The sequence below is a fragment of the Lentzea flava genome (genome assembly GCF_014648475.1).
GTDB lineage: Bacteria > Actinomycetota > Actinomycetes > Mycobacteriales > Pseudonocardiaceae > Lentzea > Lentzea flava.
In genome coordinates this window covers 13655-29556 of sequence record NZ_BMRE01000035.1, presented here as the reverse complement: position 1 = coordinate 29556, position 15902 = coordinate 13655, and the positions used below count along the sequence as shown (strand labels likewise).

The 15902-nt window shown below is 69.6% G+C and carries 20 protein-coding genes; 13 read left to right on the top strand and 7 right to left on the bottom strand.

Annotation, left to right across the window (positions count from 1 at the left end; genetic code table 11):
• Positions 1-27 precede the first annotated feature (27 nt).
• Positions 28-1392, top strand: a complete 1365-nt coding sequence (locus IEZ09_RS30930) for an FAD-binding protein (RefSeq protein ID WP_189257335.1) — start codon at positions 28-30, stop codon at positions 1390-1392.
• On the opposite strand, the gene IEZ09_RS30925 is transcribed toward IEZ09_RS30930, so the two are convergent.
• The 3 genes from IEZ09_RS30925 to IEZ09_RS30915 all read right to left on the bottom strand — a co-directional run bounded on the left by IEZ09_RS30925 (position 1382) and on the right by IEZ09_RS30915 (position 5223).
• Complete coding sequence (locus IEZ09_RS30925; protein ID WP_189257334.1) at positions 1382-3241, bottom strand: S9 family peptidase; 1860 nt, start codon at positions 3239-3241, stop codon at positions 1382-1384. The genes IEZ09_RS30930 and IEZ09_RS30925 overlap by 11 nt on opposite strands.
• Positions 3242-3506: 265 nt before the next feature.
• Complete coding sequence (locus IEZ09_RS30920; protein WP_189257333.1) at positions 3507-4691, bottom strand: site-specific integrase; 1185 nt, start codon at positions 4689-4691, stop codon at positions 3507-3509.
• A complete protein-coding gene (locus IEZ09_RS30915; protein ID WP_189257332.1) occupies positions 4666-5223 on the bottom strand; it encodes a helix-turn-helix domain-containing protein in 558 nt (185 codons plus the stop codon). Before IEZ09_RS30915 ends, IEZ09_RS30920 begins: the two co-directional genes overlap by 26 nt.
• A 96-nt stretch (positions 5224-5319) precedes the next feature.
• Here IEZ09_RS30915 and IEZ09_RS30910 point away from each other — a divergent pair, with 96 nt between their 5' ends.
• The 12 genes from IEZ09_RS30910 (at position 5320) to IEZ09_RS30855 (ending at position 13444) form a co-directional block, all read left to right on the top strand.
• Entirely contained in the window at positions 5320-5580 is a 261-nt protein-coding gene (locus IEZ09_RS30910) for a helix-turn-helix domain-containing protein (protein WP_189257331.1), read from the top strand.
• 714 nt (positions 5581-6294) lie between these two features.
• Positions 6295-6573 carry a hypothetical protein gene (locus tag IEZ09_RS30905; RefSeq protein ID WP_189257330.1) on the top strand — a complete coding sequence of 93 codons (279 nt, stop codon included), beginning with the start codon at positions 6295-6297 and terminating at the stop codon, positions 6571-6573.
• Complete coding sequence (locus tag IEZ09_RS47990; RefSeq protein ID WP_368856202.1) at positions 6543-7010, top strand: WhiB family transcriptional regulator; 468 nt, start codon at positions 6543-6545, stop codon at positions 7008-7010. The genes IEZ09_RS30905 and IEZ09_RS47990 overlap by 31 nt, the downstream gene beginning before the upstream one ends.
• Positions 7007-7360, top strand: a complete 354-nt coding sequence (locus IEZ09_RS30895) for a hypothetical protein (protein ID WP_189257328.1) — start codon at positions 7007-7009, stop codon at positions 7358-7360. The genes IEZ09_RS47990 and IEZ09_RS30895 overlap by 4 nt, the downstream gene beginning before the upstream one ends.
• The gene (locus tag IEZ09_RS30890; protein WP_189257327.1) at positions 7350-7559 is read left to right on the top strand and encodes a hypothetical protein; all 210 of its coding nucleotides are present in this window, start codon (positions 7350-7352) and stop codon (positions 7557-7559) included. The genes IEZ09_RS30895 and IEZ09_RS30890 overlap by 11 nt, the downstream gene beginning before the upstream one ends.
• Before the next feature lie 28 nt (positions 7560-7587).
• Positions 7588-8112 carry a hypothetical protein gene (locus IEZ09_RS30885; protein ID WP_189257326.1) on the top strand — a complete coding sequence of 175 codons (525 nt, stop codon included), beginning with the start codon at positions 7588-7590 and terminating at the stop codon, positions 8110-8112.
• 106 nt (positions 8113-8218) lie between these two features.
• Positions 8219-8794: a hypothetical protein gene (locus IEZ09_RS30880; protein WP_189257325.1), complete on the top strand. Its 576-nt coding sequence runs from the start codon at positions 8219-8221 to the stop codon at positions 8792-8794.
• Positions 8791-9120, top strand: coding sequence for a hypothetical protein (locus tag IEZ09_RS30875; RefSeq protein WP_189257324.1), 330 nt, complete (start codon positions 8791-8793; stop codon positions 9118-9120). The genes IEZ09_RS30880 and IEZ09_RS30875 overlap by 4 nt, the downstream gene beginning before the upstream one ends.
• A 37-nt stretch (positions 9121-9157) precedes the next feature.
• Entirely contained in the window at positions 9158-9406 is a 249-nt protein-coding gene (locus tag IEZ09_RS30870; protein WP_189257323.1) for a hypothetical protein, read from the top strand.
• Positions 9403-9648 carry a hypothetical protein gene (locus IEZ09_RS30865; protein ID WP_189257322.1) on the top strand — a complete coding sequence of 82 codons (246 nt, stop codon included), beginning with the start codon at positions 9403-9405 and terminating at the stop codon, positions 9646-9648. The genes IEZ09_RS30870 and IEZ09_RS30865 overlap by 4 nt, the downstream gene beginning before the upstream one ends.
• A gap of 218 nt (positions 9649-9866) precedes the next feature.
• Positions 9867-10103 (top strand): XRE family transcriptional regulator, encoded by a 237-nt coding sequence (locus tag IEZ09_RS30860; protein WP_189257321.1) that lies wholly within the window; start codon positions 9867-9869, stop codon positions 10101-10103.
• Positions 10104-10105: 2 nt separating this feature from the next.
• The gene (locus tag IEZ09_RS30855) at positions 10106-13444 is read left to right on the top strand and encodes a hypothetical protein (protein WP_189257320.1); all 3339 of its coding nucleotides are present in this window, start codon (positions 10106-10108) and stop codon (positions 13442-13444) included.
• 7 nt (positions 13445-13451) lie between these two features.
• Here the strand turns inward: IEZ09_RS30855 and IEZ09_RS30850 are convergent, their stop codons facing one another.
• From IEZ09_RS30850 to IEZ09_RS30835, 4 genes are all read right to left on the bottom strand, one after another.
• Complete coding sequence (locus tag IEZ09_RS30850) at positions 13452-13673, bottom strand: hypothetical protein (RefSeq protein ID WP_189257319.1); 222 nt, start codon at positions 13671-13673, stop codon at positions 13452-13454.
• Entirely contained in the window at positions 13670-13831 is a 162-nt protein-coding gene (locus tag IEZ09_RS30845) for a hypothetical protein (RefSeq protein WP_189257318.1), read from the bottom strand. Before IEZ09_RS30845 ends, IEZ09_RS30850 begins: the two co-directional genes overlap by 4 nt.
• Before the next feature lie 38 nt (positions 13832-13869).
• Positions 13870-14079, bottom strand: a complete 210-nt coding sequence (locus IEZ09_RS30840) for a hypothetical protein (protein ID WP_189257317.1) — start codon at positions 14077-14079, stop codon at positions 13870-13872.
• Positions 14080-14143: 64 nt separating this feature from the next.
• Positions 14144-15331, bottom strand: a complete 1188-nt coding sequence (locus IEZ09_RS30835; RefSeq protein ID WP_229813105.1) for a helix-turn-helix domain-containing protein — start codon at positions 15329-15331, stop codon at positions 14144-14146.
• Between the last annotated feature and the right edge of the window lie 571 nt (positions 15332-15902).

Sequence of the window (15902 nt, the reverse complement as noted above, 5' to 3'; positions counted from 1 at the left end):
GTTCGGACCCGTGCCTAGCCTGAACGGATGCGTTTCGCGATCGCCGGAGGTGGAGTGGCCGGGCTGGCCGCGGCTCTGGCGGTGGCCCGCGCCGGGCACTCCGCGGTCGTGGTGGAACGCGACCACGTGACGGCGCAGGACGGCCCGGAAGACGCGTTCGACGTCGTGCGCAAGGGCATCCCGCACTTCCAGCAGCCGCACACGTTCCTGCCGCGCGGCCGCAAGGTGTTGCGCGAGCTCGCACCGGACGTCATCGACCTGCTCCTCGACGCCGGCGCCGAGGAGCAGGACCTGGCCGCCAAGCTGTCCGGACCGCGGCAGCCCGGCGACGAGGACCTGGTCTACCTCTGGGTGCGGCGCCCGGTGGTCGAGTGGGCGTTGCGGCGCGCTGCCGCGGCCGAGCCCGGCATCAGGCTGGTCGCGGGCAGGCACATCACGAGCCTGGTACCGGGAGCGAGCGGGTTCCACCTCGACAACGGGGAGGCGGTGTGCGCCGACGTCGTGGTCGACGCGCTCGGCCGGTACCGCTGCCCTCCCGGCTGGCCGCGCGCCTCCGCCCGGCCCAGCGAGTGCGGCGCGATCTACTACTGCCGCTACTTCGCGCTCAACCCCGGCGCCGAGCACGTCACGGGGCCGTGGCTGCTCAACCCGCGCGGCGACCTCGGGTACATGGGGTTCAACACCTTCCGCGGTGACAACCGCACGTTCGCCGTGATCTTCCTGGTGCCCAACGCGGACCACGACCTGCGCGTGTTGAAAGACGACCACGCGTGGATGGCCGCGGCGAGGGCCATCACGCCGCTGGACGTGATGACCTCGCCTGACCACGCGTACCCCATCACCGACGTCATGCCGATGAGCGGTCTGGCCAACATCGACCGCACCGCAGGCTCTGGCGTGCCGGGGCTCGTGCCCGTGGGCGACGCGCTGTGCCACACCGATCCCGCGTTCGCCTACGGACTTTCGTTCGCGCTGGTGCACGCCCAAGCCCTGGGCCGCGCCAGCGCCACGCACACCACACCGGCCGACCTCACCGAGGCCTACCTCGCCGACGTCGGCCCGGAGGCCCGCGAGCGCCACACCTTCGCGATCGAGACCGACGCGGCGCGTGCGAAAGCCTGGAGCGGCACGCCGGTCGACATCAGCCGCCGCGACGGCTGCTACCCGCTGTTCGCGTTCGCGGCGGCGCTGGCCGCGGCGCCGCACGACGACCTCGTGCTGCGCCGGACCGTCGGCCGCATCGGGCTGCTCGACCGCGTTTCCGTCTTCGACACCGACAGCGACCTGCACGGCCGCATCGAACGGATCTGGGCGGGGCTCACCCGCGCGCGTCCAGGGCCGCCACGAGACGAGTTGCTGCGCAGGATCACCCCGGAGCGCGTCAGCTCTTGAGGTGGCGGCCCCACCACTCCAGCACCGCGTCGAAGCGCTGCTTGCGGTGCCGCGGCTGACCGGAGCGGGTCAGCTCGTGCCCCTCGCCGGGGAAGATCAGCATTTCCGCCTCGACGCCACGCCGCTTCAGCGCCACGAACATGCGCTGGGCCTGCTCCAGAGGGCAACGCCAGTCCTGCTCGGAGTGCACGACGGCGAACGGCAGGTTGATCTTCTCCACGTAGGTCAGCGGCGACATCACGCGGTGTGCCTCGGGGTCGGTGCCGCAGTAGGCGTCGGTGAAGAAGTAGCCGATGTCCGACGAACCCGAGAAGGAGTCCCAGGCGTTGACCGCGCGCTCGCTCCACGCGGCCTTGAAGCGCTCGCCGTGGTGGGCCGAGAGCCACGACGTCATGAAGCCGCCGTAGGAGCCGCCCATCACGCCGACGCGCTCGGAATCGGTGTCGTCACGGGCAAGGGCGACGTCCAAAAGGGACAGGACGTCGTCGACGTCCACCGTGCCGAACCTGCCGATGACGGCTTGGCCGTGAGCCTGGCCGTAGCCCGCCGAGCCGCGCGGGTTCGGCAGCACGACGGCGTACCCGGCGGTGGCGTAGACCTGGGCCTCGTCGAAGAAACCCCAGCTGTGGTACATGAACGGGCCGCCGTGCACCGCCAGGACGACCGGGTGCGGGCCCTCGCCCTCCGGCAGCACGAGCCAGCCGTGCACCGGATAGCCGTCCGAGGCCGAGCCGGAGAGTTCCACGACGCGGCGCGCCGGCACCGACGAGAACGCCGTGCGCACACCGGTTCCGACGAACTCCACCTGGCCGGGACTGTCCGGAGTGGACACCACAGCGACCACAGTGGACCCGTCGGTGGCGAACGAGCGGACCGCCACGGGGCCGCCGACGAGCACCTCGCCGGGCCCGCCGTCGAACGGGATCCGCTGCAGCTCCAAGGCACCGCGGTTGCGCACGACGAGCAACACGCCCGAGTCGTCCGCCACGGGCTGGCCGGAAAGCCGTTCCACGTCAACGGTTTCCACGTCGGTCAGCCGGACGGGATCCGCCCCGTCCAGCGACGCCTTCCACAGACCGTGGTTGCGCGCCACCGCGTCGAACCCGGTGAACTCGGTGCCCAGCCAGTACAGCGAAGAGCCCGCCACGAACGGCATCGAGACCTCGCCGGCGCCGCTCACCAGCAGCGACACCGCGCCACCGGAAGCAGGCACCGTGTACAGGTCGCAGTGCAGGGTCTCGACCGCGCCGAGGTCGCGGGGCGCCACGAACACCAGCGTCGAGTCGTCGATCCACGCCGGGTCGGACACGTCGTGCGAGCCGTCGGTCAGCTCGGAGACCTCACCGTCCAGCGAGACCACGTGCAGGCGCGGGCGGCGGTCGGCGAGGAAGCCGACGTCGTCGACGCGGTAGTCCAGGCGCGTGATGCGGCGCGGGGCCTCGGCCTCGGGGCCGTCGTCGGTCGTGCCGTAGCGGCCTTCCTCCGGCACGCGGGCCACGAAGGCGATCCGCGTCGAGTCGGGCGACCACACCGGGGCGCTGGCGCCCAGCGGCAGGTCGGTCAGCTTGCGCGGCTCTCCGCCGTCCACCGGCATGACGTAGAGCTGCGGCTTGGACTTTCCGGCCACGCGCAGGAACGCGACCGAACGACCGTCCGGGGAAATGCGCTGCGCACTGTCCCGGTCACCGTGTGTCCACGGCGTTGTCGTGCCGTCCGGGAAAACCCGGTGCAGACCACCCCGGTAGGTGTTCGAGTCGAGATCGGGCGTGGTGATGCTGACCAGCACCAGGTCCCCGGACACGGCGACGGTGCCGGGTGTGGTGAGCAGCGACAGGTCTTCTGGACGCACGGCCAGGACGTTAACAGAACTTGTTAGCAACGCTCATAACCGTTTGTTGACCGATCACATAGCCTCGGCGGCCCCTTCACTGCGTCCACATTGGAAATCCGCAGTTCAGAGCCTCAACTCTGCCCCTGTGAGAAATGGCCGATCATGGGTTTTCGGGGCCACGTCTCACGAAATCTCACTGTGCAGTTGTAAACGAGAGCTCATCCGTACCCCGACGAACATCCTCAACCCTGCGGTGTCCAGCCGGAAGACGAGGAAATGCGGATCACCCGAGCAGAGCGCTGAGCTTGTCGGCGGCGCCCCGCAGGTGCGAGGCGTCGGGATGGATGTAGACGCGCTTCGCGAGGCTGCCGCCGTCCGCGTGGCCCGCCCACTTCGCCAGCACGACGTCTGGGACACCGTTCGCGGCGAGGTAGGTCAGCGTCGAGTGTCGGCAGTCGTACAGCCGCACTTCACCCTTGCCGCGCACGCCGACCTTGGCCATGAGTCGGTAGGCCCGCCACCTCAGGGCGTTGGTCTTCACGGGCAATCCGGCCTCATCGACCAGGACGTACCCGGAGTCGGTGTAGCTCTCGCCGAGCTCCAACTTCTCGGCGGCCTGGGCCGCCTTGAACGACTTCAGCGCGGCGAGCACCGGCGCGGGCAACGGCAGGGTGCGCTTGCCGCTCTCGCTCTTCGCCGTCTTCTCGACGACCACGCCGGCCACCATCGTGCGAGTGTTCTCGCCGACTCGGATAGTCGCCGCGGTCAGGTCCACATCGGACCACCTCAGCCCGCACACCTCGGCCGGGCGCAAGCCCATGAGCGACAGCAGCATCGGCGCGTACAGGCGCTCTCGGGCGATACCGAGCAGGAACGTCCGCACTTCTTCGGCATCCCAAGGCTTCCGAGTAGCGCGCTTCGCCGCCGCCTGCTTCCGGGCGTCACGCGGGATCTTCGTGAACGCCGCGACGTTGCGAGAGACCAGACGCCAGCGAATCGCCAGGTTCAGCGCGGCGCGCAGCCGTCCCAGCGTCATCTCGACGGATCGCACTCCCAGGCCGGTGCCGCGCTGGCCGCCGACCTTCCGACCCTCGGTGAGCATGTGCCGAACCAGGTCGTCGATGTCGGCCTCGTCGAGGCGCTGCAACGGCTTGTGGCCGAGGTGCTCGCGCACCAACCTCATGCAGTCGGTGTAGCCGCGCTTCGTCGACTCCTCGACATCCACGGTGGCCTGCTCAAGCCACGCGTCGACGAGCTGCGCGACGGTCATCTTCGAGGGCATGACGTACTCGCCCGTGCGGCACTGGTGGCGGATGCGCTCGTACTCGGCGACCGCTTCCTTGCGCTTGTCGAACGTCTGCGTCAGCTGCTTCCGCTTACCGGTCCGCGGGTCGTTCCCGACGTCGACGACGAACCGATAGCGGATCGTCCCGTCCTTCAGCTCAATCTCCTTGATCGGATCGCTCATGGTGGTCCTCATCAGTAGTTGGTTCCTCGGGGAACGTGATGTACCCCTCGCTCCGCATCACCGCGTCGAGCGCACGCTGGGCTTGCTTTTGCAGACCCCGCAAGCGCTCCAGCGCCTTCCGCTGCTCCTCATCAGAAGTCGGTGGAGGGAACGCGTAGCCAGGAAGCGTGTCGTAGAACTCGTCTTCTTGATCTTGCGATGGCAAAGGGCGCAGGCCTTGCAGCCATTGCGCCACTCTGGCCGCCGGCGCGGCGAGACTCGGGGTGACGTGATACTCAGCCTCAAGCTCCGGCAGCAGCAACGTGAGTGGCGAAACACGCAGTGCCGCTGCCAAGCCGAAAAGCTCAGCGACGCTAACGGACTTTCGCCGCCCCGTCTCCAGCTTGGTCACCACCCCCACTTCCCAGGGCACGCCCGCCTTCGTCATTGCCTCGGCGAGACCTTGCGCGGTCAACCCACGCTGCGTCCGAAGCGCCTTCATGCGACTGATCACGGTTTGCATCGGAGCACCATGCACCGCCGAATCTTCCATTTTTGAAGGCTAACAGGTCCAGAATTGACGCCACCAGTCTAGCGAGGTACGGTCGATTCCGGAAGACCCGAACTTCTTTTTTGGAAGGACCACGCCATGGGTGACACGAAGGTGGACCCGCGCACGCTGCCCCCACTGTTTGGACTTGCTGTCGCTGCGCCACACCTCGACCTGTCGAAAGCGGCGGTCTACGCCCTGGCCAAGACGGGAGGCCTTCCGGTTCCCGTGGTCTTCGTCGGCTCGCGCATGAAGGTTCGTCGGGTCGACCTGCTCAAGTTCCTGGGTCTGGACGATCAGGCCTCCACCGAGGCCACTGCCTTCCCCCGCTCACTCGCCAAGGAGCACGGCGCAGCGTGACAAGGCGTGCCCTGACCAGGAGCACGAAGGGAGGAGGGCTCGCTGATGGCGTGGGAACTCGTCGAAGAAGTGCTAGACCACGCGCCAGCTGATCTCACTCCGGCCGAGGTGCTGCTACTAGTCGTGATCGCCGAGTACTGCGGTGCGGATCCGCGTCTCAAAGCCCGCGAATGTGACTGCTCCACGACGGACCTGGCGCGACGCATGAAGCTCAAGGTCAACGGTGTGCAGGATGTGCTCCGACGCCTGGCGAAGGAGCGGAAGCTCGACGTACGCGTACCCCTTGGCGAGGACAAGAACGGCAGGTCCGTCTACGCCTACCGGGGCCGCGTTCCCCGATACCGAGTTCCTGAGCTTCCAGCGCCCGAAGGATGCCCATGCCGTGCCTGCAGGCAGCCACGCAAAGGGTTGGCGTCAGCCGACCCTTCACGCGTTGAAGGGTCTGACACAGCCGATCCTTCTGGGACGGAAGGGTCGGCTGTGCCAGCAGAAGGGTCGGTCACAGCCGCAGAAGGGTCGGTCACAGCCGCAGAAGGGTCGGTTGTGGCAGACCCCTTTCCGTCTTCCGTCCTCCCGACCCGTAGGAAGGGAGGGAGGACAGAAGACGAGCCCCACTCCGCTGAGGCGTTCGAGCTTGTGCGATCGCTGCCGTGGCGTCCGCAGAGTCAGTGCCCGTCTCCGAAGCTGCCGCAGGCCGAGGCCTTGGCATCAGCGGTGGACGCGGTCGTGGCTGAGCATGGCTGGACCCTCGACCAGGTCCGTCAGCATCTGCGCTTTGCGATCGTCGGCGCCAAGAGCCCGACGTTCTTGGTCAACGCCCTCGGCAAGGACCTGCCCGCATTCCCGCCAGACGTCGAGGCGGGGCTGAAGGAGGCAAGAACCAGGACACGGTGGTGTGGCACGTGTGACGAGCGCACGCGGCAGGTCGAACTCGACGACGGTCGCCCGGCTCGCTGCCCGCAATGCCATCCACGCAGGGGAGTCGCGTCGTGATCAACGGTCCGCACGGCCGCGAGCATGTCCTGCGGCGTCACGCCTCTCTGGAGCGTGACGCGACACTCGTCGTTGCCCCGGCAGGCGCGGAAGGGATGACCACGGTCCCCCCTTCCGCACCCGAGAGGCGGGCATCCGGCTCACGTCAGCAGTCTGCGAGGCGGACGCCTGACGCACATCGCTCCCGGTTCACCCGGCTGCTGCTCGGCGTCGACCTGCCCGGCGCCCGGTGTGCCGGGCAGGCGCCCGACTTCGACGACGTGGTGCCCGGCGAAACACCCGCCGACCGTGCGGCGCGCCTTGAGGCCTGCCGCGCCGTGTGCACCGCGTGCCCGGCACGGCCGGCGTGCCGAGCCGCCTCGCAGGCCCTGCCCAAGGGCTGCCGTAGCGGCGTCTGGGCGGGCAAGGCCTACGGAGAGAGGGGAACACCGCGATGAACCAGCCACAACCGACCGGCGCGCAGCTCCGTGACGCGGGCGTCGCCGACGTCCTCGCCGCTGACCAGGCCGTGCACCGCGGCTACCGCGACGAGATCGAGAGCGTGCTCGAGGAGCTGATCGCCAGCGGGGCCGAGTTCACCGCCGACGACCTGCAAGCCCGGCTCACCGACGACACCCGCCTGCGCGCCGCGCCGAGCTTGATCAGCGCCGTGATCGCCGTCGCTGCCCGACAAGGCCGTATCCGCCAGACCGGTTGGGGCACGAGCACCCGCCCCACGCGCCACCACGGCGTGCTGCGCCGCTGGCGCGGCCCGGACATGCCGGGGCAGGTGCCCGATGCCCCGTGACCGCTACGGCGAGCCGATCGAGCCCACCGAGACCGGCACGGACGTGCTGCACGACCCGCGGTGCGCGAACGGCTGGATCGACTACGACCGTGCCGTGCCGTGTCTGACGTGCAAGCCACACCTCGCCCACATCGTGCGTCGCCGACACGGCCGGAGTCCGCCGAACTCCGCGCACCCCACCAGCACGGCCACCCCATAGCCACTCGAACACCCCAGAAGGAGCACACGTGCCTCTCCCCACGGCCGACACCAGCAGCCTCAACCCGACGATCGAGCTCGTCCGCGCCGGCGTCGTCGAGCCGCACATCGCGGCCGCCCTCGACGCGTACGCGTCAAGCATGGCCGCGTACCGCGCTGCCGTGGAGGCCGCGCGACTCGAACGCGTCGACCGGATCCCGCCCGACGCAGACGCGGAGCTGGTCGCGAAGCTCATCGTCGACGCCCGCGAGCGCGACGCGGCCCCAGGCCGCGCACGCGAGGCCCTGCTCGGTGCACTCGCCGCCCATCACGGCGACTGGGTTCGGGTGACCGCCAAGGAACTCACTGCGGCCCGCGCACGGCTGATCAAAACGCTCGGGACGCTGATCGAGCAGCTCAGCACCTATCACGCGCTGGCCGGCACCGAGAAGGGCATCGCCGACGGACCGCGGTTCCGGTGGGTCGGCGGGTACGACGGATCCGGGCCCGTGCACACGGCTCACAGTGCGGCTGAGGCGCTCCACGAGCACCTGCGGGCAGCCGACCCCAGCTGACCCATGTGCGCACCGCCTGGCTGACCCTGGCCGGGACCCTGACGGCCAGGCGGTGCACGACGACCCAAGGAGCTCACGGCTCCTCCCGGACCCAAGGAGGTCCTCGATGCGCGAGGTTCCCGACGAGCAGCGGTGCGCGGCCCGCAGCACGACGAACAACGGTGCGCGCTGCCGGAAGCCCAAGACGCCTGGCACGAGCGTGTGTGCCAGCCACGGTTCTGCGGCACCCCAGGTGCGGCGTCGTGCAGCCGAGCGGGTGGCTGTGCAGGCCGCTGAGGCTGACGCAGCGGCGATCTTGGCGCACGCGGGTCTCTCCGGGGTGGCTGACCCGTACGAAGCGCTCTCGCGTGTCGCAGCAGAGCTGCTCGCCCACAAGGACGCCTGGGCGCAGCGCGTCAACGCCCTCGACGCCATCACGAGCCAGTCGCCGCTGGGCGCGGAGTCGATCCGTGTCGAGATCGAGCTGTACGGCAGGTCGATGATCGCCGCGGCTCGAACGCTCGAAGTGCTGGCGAAGCTCCAGCTCGACGACCGCCGGGTGCGGGTCTCTGAGGCGATCGGGCAGCAGGTCGCCTCGGTGATCAAGCTCATCCTCACCGAGTTGCAGCTGTCCGACGAGCAGCAGGCAGCCGCGCCGGCGGTCGTCTCCCGTGCCCTGCTCACGCTGGTCCCGGCGTCATGAGCACGCACGACGGTGCCCTGCACTGGGCTCAGGCTGCTGCTGAGGAGTTCGTGCCGCGTCACGTGCTGGACGACGCGATGATCCGCGACCTGGAGCTGTCGCTCCCGATTTGCAACATGGTGCGCGCCGCCCGCGGTGAGCCGACACAGACGATCGCCGAAGCGATCGAGGAACGTCGCGCCGAGATCGCCAGCGGTGTCTACGCGGAGAGGCTGCCGCAGCTCATCGGGAAAGCGCGAGCTTTGAGCGAGGCGGCGCAGCGTCAGCTCGCCTGCAACAACATCCCGCCGACCACCAACGGTGCCGGAGATTATTCGGCGAGATGAGTCTTTCTCCGTTGAATCTTTCGAAAAGGAGTCAGCTGTGATCGAAATCGTTGACGGCACGGCGACCAGGACGTTCACGGTCGAACGGCACGGCGTCACGGAGGACGCCCCGTTCCACGAGCCGAACGCGGACGCGTTTCGACGGGAGTTGCAGCAGCGCGGCCTCCGCCCGGATGGTGACGTGACGGTCGCGTCGATCGACGAGCAGGAGCCCGACCGCCACGGGCAGCCGCACACGGTGATCACTTACCAGGTCGACCTCCAGAGCGAGGAAGGACAGGGATGACGGGCCTTCACCCGGAGCTGCAGGCCTCGGCGTACTTGCTGGTCGCAACGGTCCTGAACGAGGACAGTGAGGGCGTCGGGCTGCTGGTCAACGGCATGTCGGTCGACGAGCTCCGTGTGGCCGTGTGGTTCCTGACGTTCATGGTCGCCGACTGCCTCAAGGCCGAAGTACCGGATGGCGCGAAGCCTTCGGCAGAGAGCGTGCGGAAGCTGATCGCTGATCTACGTGGTGACACCCGCTGAGCTGCGGCGTTACCCTGAAGGTGACGGAAACGTCGACCGCTAAGCGAGCTGGCTGAAGGGAAGCCGGTCCCGAGGGACCGAGCGTGAACCGGTAGTCCGGACCCCAGAACAGCAGCGACCGCTGAACGGCGCGCAGCGACGAACACGCGACGCCGAGCACCGCGAGCAACCCGATGTTGCTCCGGCGCTCGGCGTTCGTGTTGTTCAGGAGCGACGCCGTGGCAGCTCTTCGGTTCTCCAGCGCCCGCCTCCGCGAGCTGTGCACACAGCGCGGCGTGACCGCCTCGCGGCTCGCCGCCGACGCCGGCTGCTCGGTCAGCTCGATCTACAAGTGGCGTCGCAGCCGCACGCCGAGCGCCGACGCACTCGCCGCGGTAGCGCACGCCCTCGACGTCCCACTTGAGGCGTTCTTCGCCCCGGCCGGCGCGCAGCTGCCGTCGCGCAAGGCGGCCTGATCATGGCCGAGGGATTTCGCATCGCCGAGGCGTTCGTAGACGTCGTCCTGCGCGACCACACCGACGACGACATGCGCCGGATGCGCGAGCGCATCAAGAACTCGAAGCCGTTCGAGCTGCCCGCGACCACCACGCTGAAGCCGCCGTCGCCCGCCGAGCAGAAGAGGTACAAGGAGCAGACCGAGAAGCAGACGGCCAAGGACCCCGTCGAACTGCCGACCAAGCTGAAGGACCCGATCGACGAGGCCTGGCGCAGCAAGGTCAACGCCGATCTCCGGGCCGCCGCGCGAGACCTCGACAAGCTCCCGGTCGACGCCGACACCGAGCAGATCCGCCGACACATCAGCGAGCAGGTCCAGGGCATCCAGCAGAGCCTCAAGGCTGAGATCCCCCTCGACGTCGGCGAAGCCGCGGAGTGGCGCCGCAAGGTCCGCGACGAGGTCGACCTGGTCACCCGCACCGTCAAGGCGAAGATCCCGGTCGAGGTCGACGAGCCGAAGCTGAACCGGGCGAAGAGCGCCGTTGGCGACGCGGCGAAGGACATGGAGCGCGAGATGCGCGCCTCCGCGAGCGCCATCCGCCAGCAGACCGGCGCCGCAGCGGGCGACCTCGAGTCCAAGCTGGGCGGCGCCGCGAACCGCTCCAGCGCAAGCCTCGGCTCGCTCGGCCGGTACGCCGCGATCGGTCTCGGCGTCGTGCCGCCGCTCGCGATCGCGGGCGTGGGTGCCATCGCAGCCCTCGCGCCGGCCGCTCTCGCCGCCGCTGCGGGCATCGCCTCCATTGGCCTGGCCTGGGGTGGCGTCATCGGCGCGTTGAGGGGCTACGCGGCCGACCAGAAGGCAGCAGGGGCGGCCTCCGGCGCGTCGGCAGGCAGCCAGCTCGCGGACGCGATCGCGATCCGGGACGCGAACCGGGCGATCACCGAAGCGAAGCGGGACCAGGTCGAGGCGTACGAGGACGCCGCCGACCAGATCACCGCCGCCGAGCGGCGCGTTGAGGACGCGAACCGGTCGGCGGCCGACGCCCAAGACGACCTCACCGACGCCCGCCGACGGGCGGCCGAGCAGCTCGACGACCTCCGGCGCCGTGTCGAGGACGCCGCGCTGTCGGAAGAGGGCGCCACGCTCGCGCTGGAGTCCGCACAGGAGCGGTTGAAGGAGGTGCTTGGCGCTCCGCTGTCGAGCGACCTGGAGCGACGCCGCGCCGAGTTCGACGTCAAGCAGGCGCAGAACCGGTTGCAGCGCCTCAAGGAAGACAACGCGGACATGCGCCGCGACCTCGACGAGGCGAACGCCGCGGGCATCGAGGGCGACGAGCGCGTCATCGACGCGCGGCAGCGTGTCGCTGACGCCGAGCGCGACGTTGCCGACGCACAGAAGGAGCTGGCGGACGCCCACGAGCAGGCTGCCGAGCGGCGACGCCAGGCCGACGAGCGCGTCACCCGTGCCGTCGAGCACCTCGCGGATGTCCAGGCGCAGCAGGCCGCGTCGGCGGGCGCGGCCGGTGGCGCGACGTCGCAGTACGCGGACGCGATGGCGAAGCTCACGCCGGAGGCGCGGGCGCTCGTCGAGCAGCTGATCAGCATGAAGCCGCTCGTTGACGACCTCGCCGCCACGGCGGCGCGCGAGATGCTGCCGGGCTTCACGAAGATGTTCAAGGACTCCGAGGCGCTGTTCCCGATCTTCAAGCAGGGCATCGGCGACATCTCCGGAGTCATCGGCGACCTCGCGGCCCAGGCCGGCGACCTGTTCCGAGACCCCGTGTTCCAGGGGCAACTCGCACAGAACTTCGCCAACGCGATGCCCCTGGTCAAGGCGGCCGGTGACGTCGGGCTACAGCTGTTCGCGGACTGGATCGAGCTTGGCTCGAAGGCCGGACCGGTCACGGACGCGCTCGCGGACGGGCTGCACTTCCTGGGCGACGGGCTCGGCGCGATGTTCGACGCGCTCGCCCCGCACATGGGCTCCATCGGCGACGTGCTGCGGTCGGTCTTCCAGGCCGCGGGCGAGCTGCTGGGCCCCGTCGGCGAGCTGGTCGGCATGTTCGCCGATGCCCTGGCGCCGGTGCTCGACGCTCTGGTGCCCGTCGTCCGGTCCCTGGCCGAAGCCGTGCTGAAGGTGGCGGGCCCGATCCTCGACGCGCTCAGCCCGGCGCTGACGCACATCATCGAGAACTGCCTTCAGCCGCTCGCGGAGCTGCTCAGCGACCAGCTCGGCGAGCTGCTGCCGCCGCTCGCGGAGGCCTTCGGTGAGTGGTGGATGGTGCTCGCGCAGCTGACCGAGCCGCTGACCGATCTGGTGACGGCCCTGCTGCCGCCGCTGGTCGACCTGATCGTGCGGTGGCTTGAGGCGTTTGAGCCGATGTGGCCTGCCGTGCAGCAGCTCGCGGAGGTGCTCGCTGACCAGCTGTCCAAGGCGATCACCGAGATCATGCCGCACCTGCCCGAGATGGCGCAGAACTTCATGCGCATCGTCGAGGCGGTCGCGCCGCACATCCCGCAGCTGATCGAGCTGGCGGCGGTGGTCGCGGGCGTCGTGATCCCCGCGGTGGCGTGGTTCGTCTCCGGGTTGATCGAGCTGCACAACACCGTGCTCGGGCCGGTCGCGGAGGCGATCGCGTGGGCGCTGGAGAAGATCCCCGCCGCCTGGGAGTGGATCAAGACGAAGGTCCGCGAGCACGTCGACCTCATCCGCGAGGGGATCAACTGGTTCAGCGAACTGCCCGGCAAGATGAGCGACTGGCTCGGCCGCATGAAGCAGGCTGCGGTGGACAAGTTCTGGGAGCTGGTCGGCGAAGCCAGGGCGCTGCCGGGCAAGATCGCGGCCGCGATCGGCGACGCGACGAGCACGCTGTACGGCAAGGGCCAGGACTTCGTACGTGGCCTGTGGAACGGCATCACGTCCTTGGGCGGGTGGCTGCGCGACAAGGTCTGGGACTGGGTCAAGCGGGTGATCCCGGAGCCGGTCGCGCAGGCGCTCGACATCAGGTCGCCGTCCAAGGTCGCCGAGCAGCTCGCGAGCCAGGTCCCCGCCGGCATGGTGATCGGCCTGGAGGGCGGCAGCCAGGACGTCAGGCGCGCGTCGCTGGGCCTGGCGAACGCCGTCACCAACGGACTCGTCGGCGGCGACGGTGCCACCCTGCCCACAGCGGCATCCACACCTGTGGACGTTGGTGCCACGGCCGCTGCAGCAGGGACCTCGACGTACGGCGACGTCCACATCACGATCAACGTGAACGGCATCGTTGACCTGACCGACCCAGTTGCGATGAACACTGCTGCCCGCGACCTGATCTTGAAGATCAGGGAAGGGCTACGCCAGGTGGAGGCTGGCTACAGCTAGCCCGACGTCAGCGCTGCTCGCGCCCGCGAAGGTCGAGCGTTGCCGCGCTGACCCGCGCCATCCGGATCAGCTTCATGTACTCGTCGAGCTCGTCCTGCGAGAGGTGCACGGGCAGCGCCGAGCCGATCAGCGTGACGCGGCCGTGTACGTCGACACCAGCGCCGATGTTCACGAGCCTGCCCTTGGCGTCCTTGACGGTCATCAGGTAGCTCGCGCGGATCTCGGTCACGAGAGGCCTTCCTGCCAGCACCGCGGGCACCACGGGCGCCGTCCCCGGTGGGCGGTGGGGTCGGTCATGGCGCCGCACCTTGCCACCATGAGCAGCGCGCCGTCGAAGTTGATGGCGTACGCACCCGCGTCGACGAGGTGCCAGAGCGAGCTGAACACGCCCGGAACCGGGCGCGGCGGTCCCTGCGCTGGAAGCACTACAGCCGGCCTTCGCGGTAGCAGCCCATCTCGGCTAGCTCGAGGAGCTTGTCCGCGACGTCCTCGGGTAGGTCGTGCTCGTTCCAGGTGCTTGTACACCGGAGGCACTGGGCGAGGATGCGCACGGTGTCGCCGTCGTTGCGAACGTCGCAGCGCAGCTTGTCGCGCGGGTGGTCGCATGCGCTGGCGGGAATCAGCAGTTCAGCCATGATCGGCACGCTAGGAACGGTCCGGTGTGGACTTTTGCCTGTGTGGCAAACACCCCCGGACGGGCTACCCGAGCAGCCCCGCCCGGTAGGCCATGCCCCTCAGCTCGCGGCCGGCGGCGTCGCGGCGTGCTTTGGCCAGCAGCTCGGCGAGCACCGAGCGCATGAACGGGTGCCGGTGCATCCGGGCCGGGGCGAGGTCCTCGGCGATGCGAAGCACCTGCACAGCCTGCTCGTGGCGCTTGGGCAGCCGGGCGAACGCCCTGCCCAACTCGCGATAGAACGCCGCCCTCCGCGTCGATGAGGGCAGCGTCTCGGCGTTCACCGTCGCGCCGATGCGAGCGGCTTCGGCGTGCTCGCCCAACTCGTTGGCCACGGACATGCGCCACACCCCGACGTTGCCGGGTGAGAAGCCGAACCACAGCGCGTCCAGGCCGTCCGGCGCGGCCGTGGCGAGGGCTGCGGCCTCGGCGAGCGCGGCGCCCTGCTCGGCACGGTCGCCCGCGGTGGCGGCGACGAGCGAGGAGGTCAGCGTGAGCATGCCGGTCGCGGCGAGCGCCGCGGGGGTGCCGGTGCCGGGGTGCGCGGTGCTGAGCTGCCGTTGAGCGAGGTCGACGGCTCCGGCGGCGAGCAGGCCGTGCGCGGAGCCGAACGCGGCCACTGCGGATGTCACGGGGTCGTCGAGGCGCTCGGCGGCCTGGCGGGCGAGCGCGGCGGCCTGCCACGCCAGATCCATGCTCGCGCCGATGTCGCCGAGCCACGCCTGGGTGCCCTGCACGTGCAGCAGTGCAACCAGGCGCAGCACGTGCTCGACGTCGCGGCCGGCATCGAGAGTGCTGTGCAGGTCGCGGATCAGGCCGGGCAGCGTCTCACCGACCGCGGTGAACCGACAGTCCCGTTGGTCGTCAAGCAGGGCGCCCACTCGCGCCTCCAGCAGCGTCGCGGGCTGAACCTGCCCCTGCGGCGCGCCCAGCGAGACAGCGAGCAGGGCGCGCCGCACAGCGGGCAGCGTGGCGTCCTCGTCGAGCAGGCCGGGCGAGGACAACCCGGCGCCGGTCAGCTCGCTCGGCGCGACTTCGAGCGCCTCAGCGAGAGCGATGATCAGGGAGCGTCGGTCGAGAGCGCGTTCGCCGGACTCGATGCGGGACAGGTAGGACACGGAGATCCCTGCGCGGCCTGCGATGACCGCCAGGCTCTTGCGCTTCGCGTGGCGGATCTGCCGCACGGTACGGCCGATCCCGTCGTGACTGGGCACGTCGACACCTCTTCGCCGGATACGTCCTCGCCGGCGCCCCCGGCGGCCAACCGGGGGCAGTACATCCGGCGAGGATGTGCGTCCCAGCCTATCGACGGTGCGGGACGTTCGAGAAGGCTTACCCGTCGCAGCCGCAGGCCTCTCGCTGACGTGTGGCGTCGTGCCCTCGCAGCCATGCGTCGATCGCGTCAGCGTGGAAGACCCACCTGCCACCAGGGACCGCCTGGTGACCGTGGAGAAGCCCATTCACCGCCGCGTGCGAGACGGTGGATGCCGTCCGGTGCGACCGCTTTGAGGCTTGAGCGCTCGACAGCCACAACTGATCGGCCACCGGTTTCTCCTCGGTCTGAGTGGCGTCAACGATGTTGATCAGTGCGGCGGTCGCGAGCGCAAGCTCCTCCGCCGCAGCAGACAGCCGAGCAGCTACCTCGACTAGGCGTGTTGTCGTCATGCCAGCCAGGTTCGTTCGACGCCGGAGCAGCCGCTGGTTGGAGCGCTGCCGCGCCGTTCGTGTGCCTGCTGGGCGGCGCCGAGTTGACCACTGCCCGTGATCACAGTTACCGTCCGCCTC